A 19,012-nucleotide genomic window follows, 5' to 3' on the forward strand; every position below is an offset into this window, starting at 1 on the left:
CTCATGCTTTCCTTTAGCATTGGCGGTACTTTTTTGTTAGGTTTTGTCATGAATGAGCAAAAGACCAAACTAAGTGATCAAGCACTCCTTGTAGCAAAAACCGTCTCTCAGCTTCCTGAAATAAAAACATATATTGCTAGTGAAAATTACTATGATGCCGTACAGCATATTAATCCTGTTGTAGAGGAAATCCGTGATATCAATGGGGCAAAATATATTGTTGTTCTTGATATGCAACGACGAAAATATTCCCATCCTAATAGCCAGGAACTTGGTCGAATATCTCAATCTGGAGATTTAAACGCCGCTTTTTCAGAGCATTACTATACGTCGATTGCACGTGGAGAACACGGTAATATGGTTCGTGCGTTTGTTCCGATTATGAACCATGAAGGACAACAAATAGGTGTTACAGTAGTAGGGTACAGTGTTCTTACGGTAGTGGAGTTACTGCAAACAATGCAAACCGAACTAATGGTTACTGTTCTATTATCGTTACTATTTAGTGTATGGGGAGCACGAACATTGGGGCTTCATATGAAAAAGCAAATGTTTGGGTTAGAGCCGCATGAAATTGCCAAAATGTATGTAGAACGTACAGAAACGTTTAATGCCATGCACGAAGGCATCATTGCTATCGATAATGATTTGACCATTACGATTTTTAATGAAAAGGCCTGTGATATCTTAGGCGTTTATGAAAAACCCTCTACATTGATTGGACAGAAAATCTTTCATGTCTTGCCAGATACACGACTTCCTGAAATTTTAGAGCTGGATCAGCCGTTATTTAATCGTGAGCTGTATATTAATAATCATAGTATTATGAGTAATCGAATTCCGATACAGGTTAATGGCGAAACTGTTGGGGCAGTGGCCATGTTTAAAGACCGTACGGAAGTGAAAAAGCTTGCCGAAGAATTAACAGGCGTTAGAGCATTTGTCCAAGCCCTTCGTGTACAAACACATGAACATAAAAATAAACTGCATACGATAGCGGGTCTTTTACAGCTAGGTCATCATGAACAGGCACTTTCTTACTTAACACAAGTGAAGGAAGAGCATGATGAAATCACTAACTTTTTAAACGAACGAATAAAAAATGAAAATATTTCTGGGCTATTGCTCAGTAAAATTTCCTATGCGAAGGAACAAGGAATTCGATTGGAAATTGACCGTGAAAGCCGATTTACATCATTTCCAGCTAATTTGGATCATCATGATTTCGTCATTCTCTTTGGTAATTTGATAGAAAATGCGTTTGATGCATTAAAGGATGTACAGGTCGAGGAGAAGGTGATTCATGTTTCTGTGGATGAAGATGATGACGTATTAGCCATATTAGTAACCGATAATGGTGTTGGCATGACGGAAGAGGTCAAGCAGCACATTTTTGATAATGGTTATTCTACAAAAGAGAAAAACTACCGTGGAATAGGGTTATTTTTAATAAAGGAAATTGTCGAAAAAGGGCAGGGTGACATCGAAGTCATCAGTGAGCCTAACAAAGGAACAAGTTTTTTAATCACCTTTTATTATTCATAATGGATGGAGGGCTAGCAGTGGCACAGATTAGAGTATTATTAATTGAGGATGATCCAATGGTACGAGAGGTAAATCGTCAATTTATTGAAAAGGTAGAGCATTTTCAAGTGGTTGGACAGGCACCTAATGGGTTAGAAGGCATTACGCAAATTTGTCAACTGAAGCCTGATTTAGTTTTTATGGATATTTTTATGCCAGAGCAAGATGGTATTACAAGCTTACGCAAAATACGTGAGCTCGATCTACCAGTAGATGTTATTACCGTGACGGCCGCAAATGATATGGAGACAGTGAAACAGATACTGCATCTAGGTGTTTTTGATTATATTATGAAGCCTTTTTCTTTTGAACGTGTTAAAGGGACACTTGACAATTATTTACGCTTTAACAAGCAAACTCAAACAGAACGAGAGCTCACACAGGGAGAATTAGATCAGTTATTTCATTATCGTGATGGACAAACTATGTTGGATCAATCTGTTACATTGAAATCCGAAAAAAATCTCCCAAAAGGTTTTAATCGTACAACACTTGAAAAAGTTGTGCACTTTTTACAATCGGTGGATGGTGCCTCAGCGGAAGAAGTAGCCAGTGGAATTGGCATTGCCCGCGTAACAGCTAGAAGATATTTAGATTACCTTGAAAAACAAGAGGAAATCACAATGGATGTCCATTATGGTGGCATTGGTCGTCCTATAAACTATTACTTTAGTAAATAAAGAAAATCCTGATTGTCATAATAACAATCAGGATTTTTTGTGATTAACTAATAGGGCATGATTTTATCAACAGGTGTTGGTGTCTTAATCTTTGGCAGAATTTTATCTAGTGTTACTGTACGCTTAATCTCGTGTGTAGATGGATCATTTTCATCAAATTGATCAAGGAAGTTAATAACCTCTTTTACAATTGGTGTTGGCGTAGAAGCACCTGCTGTTACAGCAACGATGTTGATACCTTTTAACCATTCTACTTTTAGCTCTGAAACATCTGCAATTCGATAGGATGGTGTTCCTGCAATTTCTACAGAAACTTGTGTTAAGCGGTTCGAGTTATTGGATTTAGGATCACCTACAACAATAAGTAAATCCGCTTCACCTGCTTGCTGTGCAACAGCCTCTTGACGTACTTGTGTAGCTAAACAGATCTCTTTGTGTACCTCAATATGTGGGAATTTTTCTTTTAAACTATCCATTAAATGGGCGACATCCCATTGGCTCATTGTCGTTTGATTTGTGACAAGTAATTTATCATTCGTTAATTGTAAAGCATCAATATCGTTAGAAGACTGTACTAAGTGGACATGATCTGGGGCAACGCCAATAGCACCCTCTGGTTCGGGATGTCCTTTTTTACCAATATAAATAATGTCATAGCCTTCTGCTGATTTTTCACGAATTAAATCGTGGGTAACTGTTACATCAGGACATGTAGCATCAATGGACACTAAGCCTTTTCGCTTCGCAATCTCACGAATTTCCGGTGAAACACCATGTGCTGTAAAAATGACAGTACCTGTTTCAACTTGTTCAATAATTTCTAGGCGGTTATCACCATCTAACGTGATGATCCCATCCTCTTCAAACGCATCTGTGACGTGTTTATTATGCACAATCATCCCTAAGATGTAGATAGGTCTTGGTAATGTTTTATCAAGTGCGGCGTTACGAGCGATCACCATCGCATCCACAACACCGTAGCAATAGCCACGTGGATTAATTTTTAATACTTGCATGGTGGTTGTGACTCCTTTCAAGCTTACCTATCTACATTATAACGGACAGTGACAGTGAATACAAAGAAACGTTCATTTACATTGGTGGTTGGAAAATACGTGGTTTAGATGGAAGTGGCTCGGGAGGCGTAAATGATGCACTTTGCCTAGATGACCGTCTACTTCCAGCAGCCTTACTATCGCTTCCTGCTGCTTCTGTTGCTCCACCGCCAGCGGAAGGAAGTCCTTGGAATCCTTTATACAATTTTAAAAGTGATGGAATATTTTTCACCATCGGCATAGCTTGTTGGATATAAGGGGTATAGGTTTTAGCTGTATTAAATAAACTGTTGGCTTGCTGTAAAAATGAACCGACTTTCGAAGCTTCTTGCACAGGTGGCATCGGCATTTGCCCTCCAAATGAACCTATTCCATTAGCCATTGGAAAGCCGCCTGGAATTCGTGGTTGAACAGGGAAGCCTCCAGGCGGGAAAAAGGACTGTGGCGACATCTGTGGAGGTGTTTGCATGGGCATGGGCATTCTCATGCCACCCGGATACATTGGGTATGGATAAGGTGGTCGAAATACCATAATGATCTCCTTTCTACTTGTTTTTCATTGATGACATACCTGACTATAGCTATGATATGCAAAGGCTAATAGGAGGGTTCAATAAAGCTACATAAAAGCAAAATGTAATATGGAATTTGTAAAGTAGAAGTCCAAATACAGCTAGACCTTAGGCTCCATATTCATTCATCCTCTTCATGATAGCGAAGCATTCGATAGCCTACCCGTACATGTGTCTGAATAAGTTTGGGCTGTGCTGGATTAACTTCTATTTTTTTTCGAAGTGTAGCCATAAATACTCGTAAACTTGGAACATCTGATTGAAGAGCGTTTTGCCAGATTTCCTTTAAAATATAATTATGTGTTAGAACTTTCCCAACATTTTTGGATAAAACAATTAAAAGCTTATATTCAATCGGCGTCACATGTATTTCTTTTCCATTTACAAATACTGTATGATCAACATAATTAATTTGAAGATAACCATTTGTGAAAATGGGATTCTCTTTTTCAAGTGGTTGTTCATAGGCCATTCTTCTTAAGGCAACCCGAATTCTTGCTAATAATTCTTCCACACTAAATGGCTTTGTTACATAATCATCTGCACCTGCATCCAAAGCATTAATTTTATCATGTTCTTCTCCACGAGCACTTACGACGATAATTGGTGTTTGATTCCAACTTCTAATTTTTGTGATTAGTTCTACGCCATCTATATCTGGTAGACCTAAATCTAAAATAAAAACGTCAGGTTTTATGGTAAGAGCCTTTTGAAGGGCACTATTACCATCACGTGCAATGTCGAATTCATAATGGTTTGTCGCTAATGTCATTTTAATTAAATTGGCAATTGCTACATCGTCCTCAACTACTAGAATTCTTTTACTCATCAAATTTCATTACTCCTTTTTTCAGCGAAAAGTTAAAAATCGTTCCTTGTGGTTTATTATCTGAAACGTTTATGCTGCTACCATGTAATTTTAAAATTGTTTGACAGAGTGCTAAGCCTAAACCAAGACCACGTCTACTATCACTGCGTTGTACTTTTCCAGTTGTAAATGGCTCAAACAAGCTACTTTTTAAAGCGTCATCGATTCCAGGCCCATTGTCAGAAATACTAAAACTTACGAATCCATCTGATTCTTTCACTATGATCGTAATGGCACTACCTGGTGGGGTGTAAGTCAATGCATTATCGATGATATTAATGAAAACTTGTATGATGAGTCGAGCATCCATTAAAGCAAATAAAAACTCAGGTTTAATTTCATAAGATATTTTATGTGTATTGTTTTGACGAATAACATGGGAAAGTGCCTCTTGAATAATATCTTCTACTAGTTCAATTTGCATTTCTAACGCAAATTGCCCATCCTCTAACTTAGATACAGCTAGTAAATTTTCAACCATTTGTACAAGCCATTTTGAATTTTTATAAATATCTTCATACAATTTATTTTTTTCAATCTCTGGTATTAATGCTGCATTGTTGAGTAAGATATCTGCATTTCCAGAGATAGCAGTGAGTGGTGTCCTAAGGTCATGAGAGATTGCACGTAAAAGGTTAGCTCGCATCTGTTCCATTTCAGCTTCTCGCGCTACTTCCTCATTAAGTTTCTGTAAATACCATTTATCCAAAGCGAATGAAAAATCATTAATAATTGCGTGCAAAATATTGCGCTCAAATGCAGGCAATGGGGAAACTTTAGATAGGGCAATACCTATAACACCCTTCACATCTCCATTAGAAATAACAGGTATATAATAAGCGTTCACTTCTGGAAAGATGTCTGTAGATACACCTGCTACATGCCTATTATTTGTAACCCAACTAACAACACCACATTCATTTGGATTATCGAAAAGTACAGCTATTTTTTGATTTTCACTACTAGACATTGTTTCAGTACGAAAGAAAGATGATTTCTCAATTACCTGGTTATTTATTTCGAAAAATTGTACAGGCTTTTCTACTAATTTAACAATTTGAGACATGCCTTCAACTATTATTTCTTCAATAGACTTAGCATGTTGAAGCCTACGATTTGTTTCAAGGAGCACCTCCATTCGATAAGATTTACGAATGGCTATAATGGTTTGCTCCTTTATCTTCTTTGTTAAGCTACTCGTAATTACGCCAGAGATAAACATGATAAAAAATGTCATTGGATAGTCACGATGATAAGCATCAAATGAAAATCGAGGCTCTGTAAAAAAGTAATTAAAAAGTAAGACAGCAATAATGGAGTTAATAATACTCATCATCGATCCAGTTGACCAAATAGCAAGGATGAGGACCCCTAAAATGTAAATTGTAATGATGTTTGACTCGCTTATACCTATTGAATATAGATACAAGCCGACAATTGATATGAAGCAAAATACGATAAACATTTTGAACAAATCAAGCCATTCAAATGATAATTTATTACTTATAATAGGAAAATAAAATGGTTCATTTTCTTGATCTGGTACTATGTGTAGGGCTAAGTTCGGAACAAATTCATTCAGGCGGTCACTTATTTTTGTGCTTGGTCGCCACCATTTTTTCCTCATACTTGTTCGTCCGATAACAAGTTTCGTGACCCCACTAATTTGAGCATAATTAGCAAGGGCTGCTGCTACGTCGTCTTCTTGAACGATGACGACATGGCCGCCAAGCTGTTCCACAAGTTTAATGTGTTGTTGTAATCGTTCTGAATTTGCACTACTTCCTTCTTGCTCCTGCAGGTTTTGTACATAAAGAGCAGTAAATTTACCGTGTAATGCTTGTGCAAGTCTTGCAGTGGTTCTAATAACTTTTGCATTTGTAGGAGAGCTACTGATACCAACTAGTAGGTGTTCTTCAATTTGTACAGGGTGTTTGACAGATTCATGGTTGTTTATTTGTTTATAGTTGATTGTATCCGCTGCTCTACGTAATGCGATTTCTCGTAATGATACTAAATTTTGTTTACGGAAAAAAGAATGCAGTGCTTTTTCCGCTTGTTGTTTTGCATAAACTTTACCTTCTTGTAGGCGTTGTATTAGTTCATCTGGTTCAATATCTACAACTTTTATTTGAGATGCTTGATCAATTAAGTAATCAGGGATACGCTCTCGTACTTTAATGTCAGTAATTTCTTCTACTAAGTCATGAAGGCTTTCAATATGTTGAATATTTACAGTTGTATAAACATGAATTCCCTTTGACAGTAGTTCTTCAACATCTCCAAAACGCTTCTTGTGCCGCATTGTTGGTACATTGGAATGTGCCAATTCATCGATAAGAACAATTTCTGGTTTGCGCTGCAATACGGCATCAATATCTAATTCATAAAAAGCTTTTCCTCTATAGGTTATTTTTTTCGTCGGAATTTGCTCAAGCCCTTCTAGTAAAGCTAACGTATCTGGACGAGGATGTGGTTCTACATAGCCAACCACCACATCTTTACCTAATTTTTGAGCTTGATGTGCTGCATCTAACATTGCGTAAGTTTTACCTACTCCAGCAGCATAACCGAGAAAGATTTTTAAATTCCCTAAAATTTGTTGCTCCTGTTGAAGTCTTGCTAAAAACATCTCAGGAGTTGGACGTGTATTTTCCATCCTCGTTCACCTCATTTGTATTATAGCGTTAACTCCCATTAAGAAAGTATAAAGATTTTGCCTCTTTATGCTTTCTTAATAGAAAAGTAGATTTCCTAACACTACATTAATTTGAAAGTCAGTATGATGAGAACAACCTAAATGAAGGAGGGGTATTTTATTGATGGACTTTTATATGGTTGTATTGTTACTGATAAGCTTCGGAAGTCTTTTGTCATTAACTACATGGTGCTTCAAACTAGTGGACGAGCAATAAGGAGGAGATAGGAATGTGGATTTTTATCGGGATTGTACTTGTATTCTTGTTTGGTTATCTAGGGCATGCATTACTTTGTCCTGAAAATTATTAAAGGCTGTTAGGAGGTAATGCACTATGTGGCAAATAGCCATAGTATTAATTATTTATTTACCGCTCGTTATCTTAACTGGGCATTATCTATATCGGGTAACATTACATCAAAAAACATGGCTTGATCCTATTTTAGACAAAGTTGATGCAGTAATTTATAAATTGTGTGGCATTAAACAAGTAGATATGAATGGTAAAGAATATGTACTTTCATTAATACTTTCAAATGCAATTATGGTTTTTATTGGATATTTTTTGTTGCGCATTCAATCATTCCTGTTTTTAAATCCAAATAATATTAGCAATATGGAAGCTACACTTTCATTTAACACAATCATTTCTTTTATAACCAACACAAATCTTCAACATTATAGCGGTGAATCTGGACTCAGTTATTTATCACAGATGCTAGTTATTATCTTCATGATGTTTACATCTGCAGCTACTGGTTATGCAGCTTGTATGGCGTTCTGTCGTCGCCTTGTTGCGAAAACAGATACTATTGGGAATTTCTTTATTGATTTTGTTCGTGTTATTACGCGTATTTTAATGCCTATCTCCATCGTTGTTGCCATTATTTTAGTATCTCAAGGGACACCACAAACCTTAAGTGCAAATAAAACAGTACAAACGATCGAAGGAAAATTACAAGATATTGCACTTGGACCTGTTGCTTCTCTAGAATCGATTAAGCATATAGGTACGAATGGTGGGGGCTTTAACGGAGCCAATTCAACAACACCTTTTGAAAATCCAACCGTTCTCTCAAATATAGTGGAGATGTTATCGATGATGCTTTTGCCGGGCGCTTGTGTAGTTGCCTTTAGTTTGATGATTGCTTATAGAAAAAAGAAAACTATTTTTGGAAAACAAGGTTTAGCTATTTTTGCAGCAATGAGTATATTGTTTCTACTCGGATTAGTGACTGTGTACATAGCAGAGAAGGCTGGTAATCCAATTATAAGTGAACTCGGTATAACACAGGAGCTAGGGAGCATGGAAGGAAAAGAAATGCGTTTTGGAGTAGTACAATCAGCATTATTTACCACTGTCACTACTGCGTTTACAACAGGATCTGTTAACAATATGCACGATACATTGACGCCTCTTGGGGGTCTAGTACCGATGTTTAATATGATGCTAAATGTTGTGTTTGGTGGTAAAGGGGTCGGCCTGATGAACATGATGATGTATGTTCTACTAACAATTTTTATTGCCTGTTTAATGATTGGGCGATCTCCTCAGTTTTTAGGTAAAAAGATTGAAGAGAAAGAAATGAAATTAATTGCTCTATGCATTTTGATTCATCCGGCTATTATTTTGCTATTTTCAGCACTAGCAGTTGTAACACCAACAGGAATAGCAGGCATAACGAATCCAGGTGCTCACGGATTATCACAGGTTTTATATGAATTTGCTTCAGCCTCTGCCAACAACGGCTCAGGGTTCGAAGGGTTAGCAGATAATTCCACATTTTGGAACGTGACAACAGGACTTGCAATGTTCTTTGGACGATATTTAACCATTATCATTCAACTTGCGATTGCATCACTACTTGCCAAAAAATTTTGGCACAGTGATTCAATAGGGGCATTAAAAACGGATAATACTACTTTTACTTTTTTACTAGTGGCTATCGTTTTAATGATTGGTGCCCTAACATTTTTACCAGCTTTAGCACTTGGTCCAATTACAGAGCATTTACAACTTTATTCTTAATGGAGGAGTGAGCATATGGAAACAGTAAGAAAGAGTTTTTTGACAAGTAAGATGCTGAAAAATGCAATGATAGACGCTTTAAAAAAGTTTAGTCCCACTTATATGCTAAAAAATCCTGTTATGTTTGTTGTAGAAGTAGGATTTTTGTTTGTGGTGCTATTAGTTCTTTTTCCAAATATGTTTGGGAGTGTAGTAGAAGAACATGCTCGATTATACAATGGAATAGTTGCTATCCTACTTTTTGTTACAATTCTATTTGCTAATTTTGCAGAGTCAATTGCAGAAGGAAGAGGTAAAGCACAAGTTCAAACTTTAAAAAAAACAAAGACAGTGACACAGGCTCGTGTGTTGCTTCATGATGGTACGGAAATCCTTAAACAGGCCCATGACCTAAAAAAAGGAGATATTGTATTAGTTCAAGCTGGAGAGGTAATTCCAAATGATGGGGAAGTCATTGATGGCATTGCTACTGTGGATGAATCGGCAATAACAGGTGAATCTGCCCCTGTTGTAAAAGAACGAGGTGGAGATTTTTCATCCGTTACGGGTGGTACGACGGTTACGAGTGATTGGTTGATGATTGAAATTACTTCATTGCCTGGCGAATCATTTCTGGATAAAATGATTACGCTAATTGAAGGGGCTAGCCGTAAAAAAACACCAAATGAAATAGCCCTTAATACACTTCTAGTAAGTTTAACAATTATCTTTCTGTTAGTGGTAGTGTCCCTCTATCCAATGACTATGTATTTGAATGTGCCAATTTCTATCGCAACATTAATAGCACTTACAGTTTGTTTAATTCCTACAACGATTGGTGGATTATTATCCGCAATTGGTATTGCAGGTATGGATAGGGTAACACAATTTAACGTCATCGCAATGTCTGGGAGAGCGGTGGAAGCCTGTGGAGATGTGGATACATTAATCTTAGATAAGACTGGCACGATAACATATGGCAATCGAATGGCAGCTGAGTTTCTACCAGTAAAAGGAGTTGCCAGGGAAGAGTTAATGCAAGCTGCATGGCTTAGTTCTCTAACAGATGATACACCTGAGGGAAAATCTATCTTATCGCTTGCTTGCGAATTAGGGGTGAATACGGACGGTGAAAAAAGCATTATCCAGACAAGTAAACATATTCCCTTCACTGCACAAACACGAATGAGTGGCTTGGATAGGGTGGATGGCACAAAAATTCGAAAAGGTGCCTATGATACGATAAAAAGAGAGAGTTTGAAGGCAGGGTACAGTATTCCTTCAAATCTAGAGTTGCTGGTTCAACAAGTATCTACAGTAGGGGGGACGCCTCTGGTCGTAGCACTGAATGATAAAATTTTAGGCGTTATTTATCTAAAGGATATTGTCAAGGCTGGACTAAAGGAACGTTTTGAACAGCTTCGTGAAATGGGGATTAAAACCATTATGTGTACAGGAGATAATCCACTTACAGCAGCAGCCATTGCAAAGGAAGCTGGAGTAGATAGCTTTATCGCAGAAAGCAAACCTGAGGACAAGATTCAAGTCATTAAGGATGAACAGGCACAAGGGAAGGTAGTAGCAATGACTGGTGATGGTACAAATGATGCACCAGCGTTAGCGCAGGCCAATGTTGGGCTTGCAATGAATTCAGGTACAAATGCAGCAAAAGAAGCAGCTAATATGGTTGATTTAGATTCAAATCCAACTAAAATTATTGAAATTGTAGAGATAGGGAAGCAGCTTCTGATGACACGTGGCGCTTTAACAACATTTAGTATCGCTAACGATATAGCAAAATATTTTGCCATCATACCTGCTATGTTGATGGTGGCTGTACCTGAGATGAGCACATTAAACATAATGAAACTTAATTCTTCAACAAGTGCGATTATTTCTGCCTTAATTTTTAATGCAGTCATTATTCCCTTGTTAATTCCAATTGCAATAAAGGGAGTAACGTATAAACCAATGAGTGCTACAAAACTTTTGAATAAAAATTTATTAGTCTATGGTATAGGTGGTATTATAGCTCCTTTTATTGGGATTAAGTTAATTGACATACTAGTTGGTCCACTATGTCGTAGTTTTGGGCTATAGGAGGAAGGTACATGCGAAAACTATTTATGAACTTAAAGCAAGCAATTCTGATTACAATAACAATGTTTATACTGTGTGGGCTAATCTATCCTTTTGCGGTGACTGCTTTAGCTCAAGGATTACTCCATCATCAAGCAAATGGTAGTTTACTAGAAATCAATGGTAAAGCTGTTGGTTCAGAACTGATCGGTCAATCCTTTTCAGCACCATCATATTTCTGGGGACGTGTTTCAGCCATTCATTATAATGTTTATACTGAGGATGATACGGTACCAGACAAAAATGGTCAGTTAAATTATAGTGGTGTGACTTCTGGAACTTTTAACTATGCACCATCTAATCCAGAATTGAAGAAGCGAATTGAAGCAGATATCAAGAAGTTTCTACATGCAAACCCAACAGTAAAACGCCAAGATATACCTGCAGATTTAATGACAGCTTCTGGCTCAGGGCTGGATCCACATATTAGTGTGAAGGCTGCAAACATTCAAGTGAAGCGCATTGCCCTAGCAAGCGGTCTTTCAGAAGAAGAGATTGAAAAAATCATTGAAGAAAATACGGAGAAACGAACACTAGGAATCTTTGGAGAAAATAAAGTGAACGTTCTAATGGCGAATTTAACTATCATGAAAAAAATGGATAATAGACAAGAATAATAACTATAAAATCAGGTAGAGAAATGCTTTATTCTCTACCTGATCGTATTTTATGCTTGAGAATTTACAAGAATTTTAATATGATTACGTTCCTTCATTAATGCCTCAAAGCCTTCTGTTACCACTTCATCAAGAGCAATTCGTTTCGTAACAAGCTTGTCTGCAGGGAAGTAACCTTGGGTCATCAGCTCCATTACGGCTGGGAAAATATCGCGGTAGGCAATAATTCCTTTGACTGTTCGCTCTGATAGAACGATATTGTTCGGTTGGATAGCAGCTGTAGACTCCCAAATCGACACGATGATTGTTTCACCTTCAAAAGTTGTTGAGTCAATAGCTTGTTGTAATACCACAGGAACGCCCGTTACTTCAAAGGCAACATCTACACCACCATTTGTTAATTCATGTAGACGCGCAACGGCATCTTCCTCTTTAGGATTAATGACGGCTGTTGCACCAAGTTCTAAAGCTTTTGCGGCACGCTCTGCTGAAAGCTCTACAGCATAGATTTCTGATGCGCCCGCTGCACGTAATGCTTCAATGACAAGTAGCCCGATTGGTCCTGTTCCAAAGACGGCAGCTTTGTCACCGGCTTTTAATTTACTTTGACGCACAGCATGTAAAGCGACTGCTGCTGGTTCAACAAGTGCTCCTTGCTCATAAGAAAGCCCTTCTGGCATTTTGTGAACCATTTTTTCATCTACCATTGTATATTCGGAGAATCCACCGCCACCGCCTGAAAGACCGTGAAAACCTAAATGTTTACAAATATTATATTTACCTTTTTTACAGGCAGCACATTCGCCACATGCAAGGATTGGTTCTACTACTACAGGATCACCGATTTTAACAGATGTAACACCATCGCCAATTTCAACTACTTCACCTGAAAATTCATGTCCCATTACAATAGGTGCTATGTCTTTACTTACATAGTGAGGTTGCTCCACTGGAATAAAGATTGGCCCAGCTGCGTATTCATGTAAATCACTGCCACAAATCCCTGTCCAATGTACTTTGATTTTTACTTTTCCAGGTGCGATGACTGGTTCTTCAATGTTTTCTACACGGATGTCTTTTGCTTTATACCATCTTGCTGCTTTCATAATCTACCAACCTCCCATAATATCTTACAGCTCTATCATAACATGTGGGGAATCTGCTAATCATTAGTTCCCTATAAATTGACATAAAAATTACATATTACAAGCGTTTTCGAACATTGTTACAGCGCTTTTATGATTGCATATTCTGCGTATTTCAAGTACCTTTGATAAGGGCTTTGTTACGGTGATAATAAAACATTAAAAATATGTTTATGCTAGTAAGAAATAGGACGTAAATATACCTTAAAGTTCGAATCATGGTACAATGAAAAAGATGTTAGGAGGAACGAATGATGTCAAAATATACTGATTATAATTTTCAGCCATTTTTGCAGGACGCCATTGCAAATCTTGGCTTTACAGAACCGACACCAATTCAAAAAGAAATTATTCCGCTTTTATTAAAAGGGAAAAGTGCTATTGGACAGGCACATACAGGAACAGGGAAAACACATAGTTTTTTAATTCCAATTGTTCAACGTATTGATGTAGAAAAACAGGAAGTACAGGCCGTTATTACTTCTCCTACACGAGAGTTAGCACAGCAAATTTTTGATGCATTAAATCAATTAATAGAAGGAACAGCTATTCAAGCAAAACTATTTATTGGGGGTACGGACAAACAACGCTCCATTGATAAATTAAAAACACAGCCACAAATTGTTGTTGGAACACCAGGACGTATTCGTGACCTTGTTTCAGCACAAGCGTTATTTGTGCATACAGCACCAATTTTAGTTGTCGATGAAGCGGATCTAGCTTTTGATATGGGCTTCATTGAAGAGATTGATGGATTTGCTTCACAGATGCCCGAAAAGCTTGAAATGTATGTTTTCTCTGCAACAATACCAGAAAAACTTCAGCCGTTTTTAAAGAAATACATGGAAGCACCAGTGCATGTCCATATGAATGATAAACGACCAGTGGCAGAAGGTATCGATTTTGTACTTGTACCAGTGCGCTCAAAATCTCGTAATAAACGTTTATTAGAAGTCATTGAGGGCATTAATCCCTTTTTAGCTGTTATCTTTACCAACACACGTAAGACAGCAGAACACGTTGCTGGCTATTTAAATGAGCATGGTATCCGTTGTGGCCAAATTCACGGTGATTTAAGTCCACGTGATCGTAAAAAAATGATGAAGCAAATCCGTGATCTTGACTACCAATACATTGTAGCAACTGACTTAGCTGCTCGTGGTATTGATATCCAAGGCATTTCTCATGTTATTAACTACGAGATTCCAGAAGACTTAGAATTCTTTATTCACCGCGTTGGTCGAACAGCGCGTGCAGGCAATAAAGGGACAGCCATTACTTTATTTGAGCCATCAGATGAGGATGCAGTAGTTCGCGTAGAAAAAATGGGCATTCCTTTTGTACAAAAAGATGTAAAAGATGGCGAATGGTCAGAGTTAAAAGAGCGTCATGCCCGTAAAAATCGTGTGAAGCAAGAGAATGAAATTGATGTGAAAGCAAAAGCGTTGGTACGTAAGCCTAAAAAGGTAAAACCTGGCTATAAACGTAATATGAAGTGGGAAATGGAAAAAATTAAAAAACGTGAACGTCGCTTAAAGGCACGCGGTAAAAAATAAGGGGGCTTTTACATGTTACTTGGCTCACATGTTTCGATGAGCGGGAAAGAAATGCTACTTGGCTCTAGTAAAGAGGCACTGTCATACGGAGCCAATACATTTATGATTTATACTGGAGCACCGCAAAATACACGTCGCAAAGCCATTGCTGACTTAAACATTATGAATGGACTCCTGCATATGAAAGAGCATGGGATGACCAATATTGTTGTACATGCACCTTACATTATTAATATTGGCAATACGGAAAAACCAGAAACATTCCGTCTCGGTGTAGATTTTCTACAATCGGAAATTGAACGTACTGCTGCACTGGAGGCAACGCAAATTGTTTTACACCCTGGTGCCCATGTAGGAGCTGGTGCTGATGCCGGTATTGCTAAAATTATTGAAGGTTTGAATGAGGTATTATCTCAGGACTATCCCGTTCAAATTGCATTAGAAACCATGGCAGGGAAGGGGACGGAATGTGGACGTTCCTTTGAAGAACTTGCTAAAATTATTGATGGTGTAACGAATAACGAGCGACTTTCTATATGCTTTGATACCTGTCATACACATGATGCTGGCTATAATATCGTGGAAGATTTTGATGGTGTATTAAACGAATTTGATAAAATTATAGGCGTGGAACGCATTAAAGTATTGCATATCAATGACTCAAAAAATGTGCGCGGTGCAGGTAAGGATCGTCACGAAAATATTGGCTTTGGTCATATTGGCTTTGATGCCCTTAACTATGTAGTACACCATCCACAATTAATGGATGTTCCTAAAATTTTAGAAACACCCTTTGTCCCTCTCAAGAGTGACGCTAAATCTAAGGTAGCTCCGTATAAAGTGGAAATCGATATGTTACGAAGTGGTACTTTTAAACCTGAGCATATTGAAGCTTTAAAAGGCTAACAGAAATAACCCGAAATCAGGCTAGTTCTGATTTCGGGCTTTTTTTATTTTGTAAACAAGGCGATGAGTTGACGAGAGCGCTTTCTTCCTAAAACGGCCTCCACTTCAACGAGAATATCTTTAGGAATCCCTAAAAATAGCCAAGAAAATGAGAATTGCTCCAAATAAGGTCGAAGTTTTTTTACTTCAGAAGTCGTAATGCTAAAGCCTTCTTCACGAGCAATCGCGACAATTTCCTTATCCGTGCTTTGTGCTAATTGCTGTAAAAATTGAATACTCAAAGTCAATCCTCCTTTATCTCATTAATTTTCACGAAATCATTTATACACTTGCAATCAGCTATTCGAAAAAGCATCCATCTTCTTTTCTTTACAAAAACTGCACTTTCCTTTATACTTACAATTTGTAAATCGTAATGATTTTGAATTAGAAAGAAGCGATCATGCATGAAAACAACACTTATTGACATTGAAAATGTGTCATTTCAATATGACTATACGCAAGTTTTAAAAAACATTTCTTTTCGTGTAGAAGAGGGAGATTTTTTAGCACTTCTCGGCCCAAATGGTTCGGGAAAATCAACATTATTAAAAATTATTTTAGGTTTGCTGAAACCTTTATCCGGAGAAATAAAATTATTTGGTGAACCAAGTGCAAATTTTAAGCACCGTGAATGGATTGGCTATGTCTCGCAAAAATCCAATGCCTTTAATTCTGGGTTCCCGGCAACCGTGCAAGAGGTCGTGAAAAGTGGATTAACGAAAAAATTAGGGCTTTTTAAAAGACCTGGTCGAGATGCCAAAGACAAAGTTCAAGAAGCTTTAAAGGCAGTTGGCATGGATGCTTATATGAATCGCAACATTGGAGAACTATCTGGTGGACAACAACAACGTGTTTTTATTGCAAGAGCTTTAGTCAGTAATCCCAAATTGCTCATTTTAGATGAGCCAACTGTCGGCATTGATCACGAGAATGTGCAGTCATTTTATGATATGCTGGCGAAATTAAATCGGGAACAAGGAATTACGATGATTCTTGTCACACACGATGTCGATACGGTATCGAATCGTATCAGCCATGTGGCATGTTTGAATCAAACTATTCACTTCCACGGCTATAAAAATGAATTTGATAATATTTCTCAGGATGCGCTAGACGCTTGGTATGGCCATTCCGTGAGAAAGATTCATTAGAAGGAGCAGGCATATGATTGAAGCAATTTTACATTATGAATTTTTACAAAATGCCTTTTTCTCTGGATTATTAATTGGCATACTTGCGCCCCTGCTGGGTGTGTTTATTGTTGTACGTAGGCTATCCTTGATTGCGGATGCTTTGTCACATGTAACACTTGCAGGAATTGCTGGGAGCTTATACATTAGTCAATCAGTGACAGCCTTAGCAATGCTCAATCCTATTTATCTAGGAATACTAGCCTCTGTGAGTGGCTCTGTCTTGATTGAGCGTTTAAGGCGTTTGTATAAGCACTATGAGGAGCTTGCCATTCCAATTATCATGTCAGGTGGTATTGGGATTAGCGCCATCTTTATTTCACTTGCCAGTGGTTTTAGCACAGATTTAATGAGTTATTTATTCGGCTCGGTTTCTGCTGTATCTCGTCAAGACTTATGGGTAGTGATTGGCATTGCTGCCATTGTGATTATCTTTTTGTTTTTATTTTTTAAAGAATTATTTGTTTTGTCTTTTGATGAGGAATATGCAAAAGCTAGTGGACTTCCGGCTCGTTGGGTTCATCTTTTATTTATGATTGTAACAGCACTTGTCATTGCGGCAAGTATGCGCATAGTTGGTATTTTACTTGTATCATCTCTGATGACATTGCCTGTTGCAGCAGCAATGCGCTTGGCAAAGGGCTTTAAACAAACCATCATTTTTGCCATTGTTTTTGGAGAAACAGCTGTACTAATTGGTCTAATTAGCGCATTTTATATGGATTTAGCGCCAGGAGGCACGATTGTTGTCACTTCTATTCTGATTTTGTTACTTGTAATCCTAGGGAAGAAAGTAGCACTTAAAATGGCTGCAAAGCAGGGGGAGGTAGCGCAATGAATATTTCAAGAGCGTGGGAAATATTAAAGGAAAATGGCTATAAAAAAACAGATAAACGGGAGTTAATATTAGATATGTTTGCAGCAACAGATAAATATCTAACAGCCCGTGATTTATTGGATGTTTTAAAAAAAGATTTTCCGGGAATGAGTTTTGATACTATTTATCGTAACCTTGCTACTTTTGTGAAACTTGGGATATTAGAAGAAACAGAGCTATCCGGGGAACGTAATTTCCGTATGCACTGTGAATCTGCGCATCATCACCATCATTTTATCTGTATGGACTGTGGCAACGTCAAAGAGCTTAATCTTTGTCCAATGGAAATGTTAGGTGAAAAATTGCCTGATTATGAAATTGAAAATCATAAGTTTGAAATATATGGTAAGTGCCCTGATTGTAAGCATGACACTCTGTCACATTAAATGTTGACAGAGTTTTTTCTATGTAAGAAGAGGGTGCCTATAGAAGGCTACCCTCTAAAAGGATTAAGCTACTGCCACTCGACGAATCGCAACAATTTTATTGCAATCTACGATTAAAGGAGAAGCAGCTGCTGCACCTGGCTCAAGGAAGTATGCACAGCAATTTCTTGGATCGAAGGAAATGAAAGTCACACCTAAGAAGCTAATACCTCCAGATAAGAAGATATCTAGTGTAGTAGCTAGCTCTAATTTTCTTAATTGGTGACAAATACAGCCTCTACAGTTGCTGCTCATTCTTGGTGTACATTTTTCTTCTTTTTTACAATGACATTTTTCCTCTTTTTGGCAATGACATTTTTCAACTTTACGTTGACAGCATTTTTCCTCTTTTTTAGGACATTTACAGCCTTGCCAGTTCATATGTGACATATATCTTTTATCTTCCATTGTCTAGACCTCCCTTCCTCTAGTTTCGTAAGGGTAACCCTTACAGTAATAATCTATGTTTGGTGCATAGCTAGAGGCTGGCGATATGTCCGATAGGCTGCTTAAAAATCTATATTTTTCTCAAAAACTTTTGCAATGTGTAAAGCCCTAAGCTGAGATATTGCTATAAACATCTAATCAAGCTAATGGTATGGGGATAGATTTCTTATTTCCTTCTACAAGCGCGAAAAAAAGATGAGTCT

Annotated in this window: 17 protein-coding genes; 10 read left to right on the forward strand and 7 right to left on the reverse strand. The window is 37.6% G+C overall.

Annotation, left to right across the window (positions count from 1 at the left end):
- Window positions 1-3: 3 nt before the first annotated feature.
- Window positions 4-1,545, forward strand: a complete 1,542-nt coding sequence (locus tag VK91_RS08755) for a sensor histidine kinase (protein WP_167444839.1) — start codon at window positions 4-6, stop codon at window positions 1,543-1,545.
- Between the two features lie 17 nt (window positions 1,546-1,562).
- Window positions 1,563-2,264, forward strand: coding sequence for a response regulator (locus VK91_RS08760; RefSeq protein WP_016993520.1), 702 nt, complete (start codon window positions 1,563-1,565; stop codon window positions 2,262-2,264).
- 47 nt (window positions 2,265-2,311) lie between these two features.
- On the opposite strand, the gene VK91_RS08765 is transcribed toward VK91_RS08760, so the two are convergent.
- From VK91_RS08765 to VK91_RS08780, 4 genes are all read right to left on the reverse strand, one after another.
- Window positions 2,312-3,280, reverse strand: a complete 969-nt coding sequence (locus VK91_RS08765; protein ID WP_048392210.1) for a 4-hydroxy-3-methylbut-2-enyl diphosphate reductase — start codon at window positions 3,278-3,280, stop codon at window positions 2,312-2,314.
- Window positions 3,281-3,356: 76 nt separating this feature from the next.
- Complete coding sequence (gene vrrA, locus VK91_RS08770) at window positions 3,357-3,851, reverse strand: VrrA/YqfQ family protein (protein WP_004227219.1); 495 nt, start codon at window positions 3,849-3,851, stop codon at window positions 3,357-3,359.
- Between the two features lie 161 nt (window positions 3,852-4,012).
- Window positions 4,013-4,720 (reverse strand): response regulator transcription factor, encoded by a 708-nt coding sequence (locus tag VK91_RS08775; protein WP_004227221.1) that lies wholly within the window; start codon window positions 4,718-4,720, stop codon window positions 4,013-4,015.
- Complete coding sequence (locus VK91_RS08780; RefSeq protein ID WP_048392211.1) at window positions 4,713-7,418, reverse strand: sensor histidine kinase KdpD; 2,706 nt, start codon at window positions 7,416-7,418, stop codon at window positions 4,713-4,715. Before VK91_RS08780 ends, VK91_RS08775 begins: the two co-directional genes overlap by 8 nt.
- A gap of 373 nt (window positions 7,419-7,791) precedes the next feature.
- Between VK91_RS08780 and kdpA the strand changes: the two genes are divergently transcribed.
- From kdpA to kdpC, 3 genes are read left to right on the forward strand one after another with little or no spacing between them, the layout of a single operon-like run.
- The gene (kdpA, locus tag VK91_RS08785; RefSeq protein WP_048392212.1) at window positions 7,792-9,486 is read left to right on the forward strand and encodes a potassium-transporting ATPase subunit KdpA; all 1,695 of its coding nucleotides are present in this window, start codon (window positions 7,792-7,794) and stop codon (window positions 9,484-9,486) included.
- 15 nt (window positions 9,487-9,501) lie between these two features.
- Window positions 9,502-11,565 (forward strand): potassium-transporting ATPase subunit KdpB, encoded by a 2,064-nt coding sequence (gene kdpB / locus VK91_RS08790; RefSeq protein ID WP_048392213.1) that lies wholly within the window; start codon window positions 9,502-9,504, stop codon window positions 11,563-11,565.
- 11 nt (window positions 11,566-11,576) lie between these two features.
- On the forward strand, window positions 11,577-12,221 hold the full coding sequence (kdpC, locus tag VK91_RS08795; RefSeq protein ID WP_048392214.1) for a potassium-transporting ATPase subunit KdpC: 645 nt from the start codon (window positions 11,577-11,579) through the stop codon (window positions 12,219-12,221).
- Window positions 12,222-12,271: 50 nt separating this feature from the next.
- Here the strand turns inward: kdpC and VK91_RS08800 are convergent, their stop codons facing one another.
- Complete coding sequence (locus tag VK91_RS08800) at window positions 12,272-13,327, reverse strand: 2,3-butanediol dehydrogenase (RefSeq protein WP_048392215.1); 1,056 nt, start codon at window positions 13,325-13,327, stop codon at window positions 12,272-12,274.
- Window positions 13,328-13,620: 293 nt separating this feature from the next.
- On the opposite strand from VK91_RS08800, the gene VK91_RS08805 reads away from it, so the two are divergent.
- Entirely contained in the window at window positions 13,621-14,922 is a 1,302-nt protein-coding gene (locus VK91_RS08805; protein WP_048392216.1) for a DEAD/DEAH box helicase, read from the forward strand.
- Between the two features lie 12 nt (window positions 14,923-14,934).
- The gene (locus tag VK91_RS08810) at window positions 14,935-15,828 is read left to right on the forward strand and encodes a deoxyribonuclease IV (RefSeq protein WP_048392217.1); all 894 of its coding nucleotides are present in this window, start codon (window positions 14,935-14,937) and stop codon (window positions 15,826-15,828) included.
- A 44-nt stretch (window positions 15,829-15,872) separates the two neighbouring features.
- Here the strand turns inward: VK91_RS08810 and VK91_RS08815 are convergent, their stop codons facing one another.
- Window positions 15,873-16,109, reverse strand: coding sequence for a Nif11 family protein (locus VK91_RS08815; RefSeq protein WP_004227236.1), 237 nt, complete (start codon window positions 16,107-16,109; stop codon window positions 15,873-15,875).
- Between the two features lie 165 nt (window positions 16,110-16,274).
- On the opposite strand from VK91_RS08815, the gene VK91_RS08820 reads away from it, so the two are divergent.
- From VK91_RS08820 to VK91_RS08830, 3 genes are read left to right on the forward strand one after another with little or no spacing between them, the layout of a single operon-like run.
- Window positions 16,275-17,021, forward strand: coding sequence for a metal ABC transporter ATP-binding protein (locus VK91_RS08820; RefSeq protein ID WP_048392218.1), 747 nt, complete (start codon window positions 16,275-16,277; stop codon window positions 17,019-17,021).
- Between the two features lie 13 nt (window positions 17,022-17,034).
- The gene (locus VK91_RS08825) at window positions 17,035-17,898 is read left to right on the forward strand and encodes a metal ABC transporter permease (protein ID WP_048392219.1); all 864 of its coding nucleotides are present in this window, start codon (window positions 17,035-17,037) and stop codon (window positions 17,896-17,898) included.
- Window positions 17,895-18,323, forward strand: coding sequence for a Fur family transcriptional regulator (locus tag VK91_RS08830; protein ID WP_048392220.1), 429 nt, complete (start codon window positions 17,895-17,897; stop codon window positions 18,321-18,323). Before VK91_RS08825 ends, VK91_RS08830 begins: the two co-directional genes overlap by 4 nt.
- 63 nt (window positions 18,324-18,386) lie before the next feature.
- On the opposite strand, the gene VK91_RS08835 is transcribed toward VK91_RS08830, so the two are convergent.
- Window positions 18,387-18,770, reverse strand: coding sequence for a hypothetical protein (locus VK91_RS08835; protein WP_048392221.1), 384 nt, complete (start codon window positions 18,768-18,770; stop codon window positions 18,387-18,389).
- Window positions 18,771-19,012: the final 242 nt, after the last annotated feature.

This window comes from Lysinibacillus sp. LK3 (assembly GCF_001043675.1).
Classification (GTDB): domain Bacteria; phylum Bacillota; class Bacilli; order Bacillales_A; family Planococcaceae; genus Lysinibacillus; species Lysinibacillus capsici.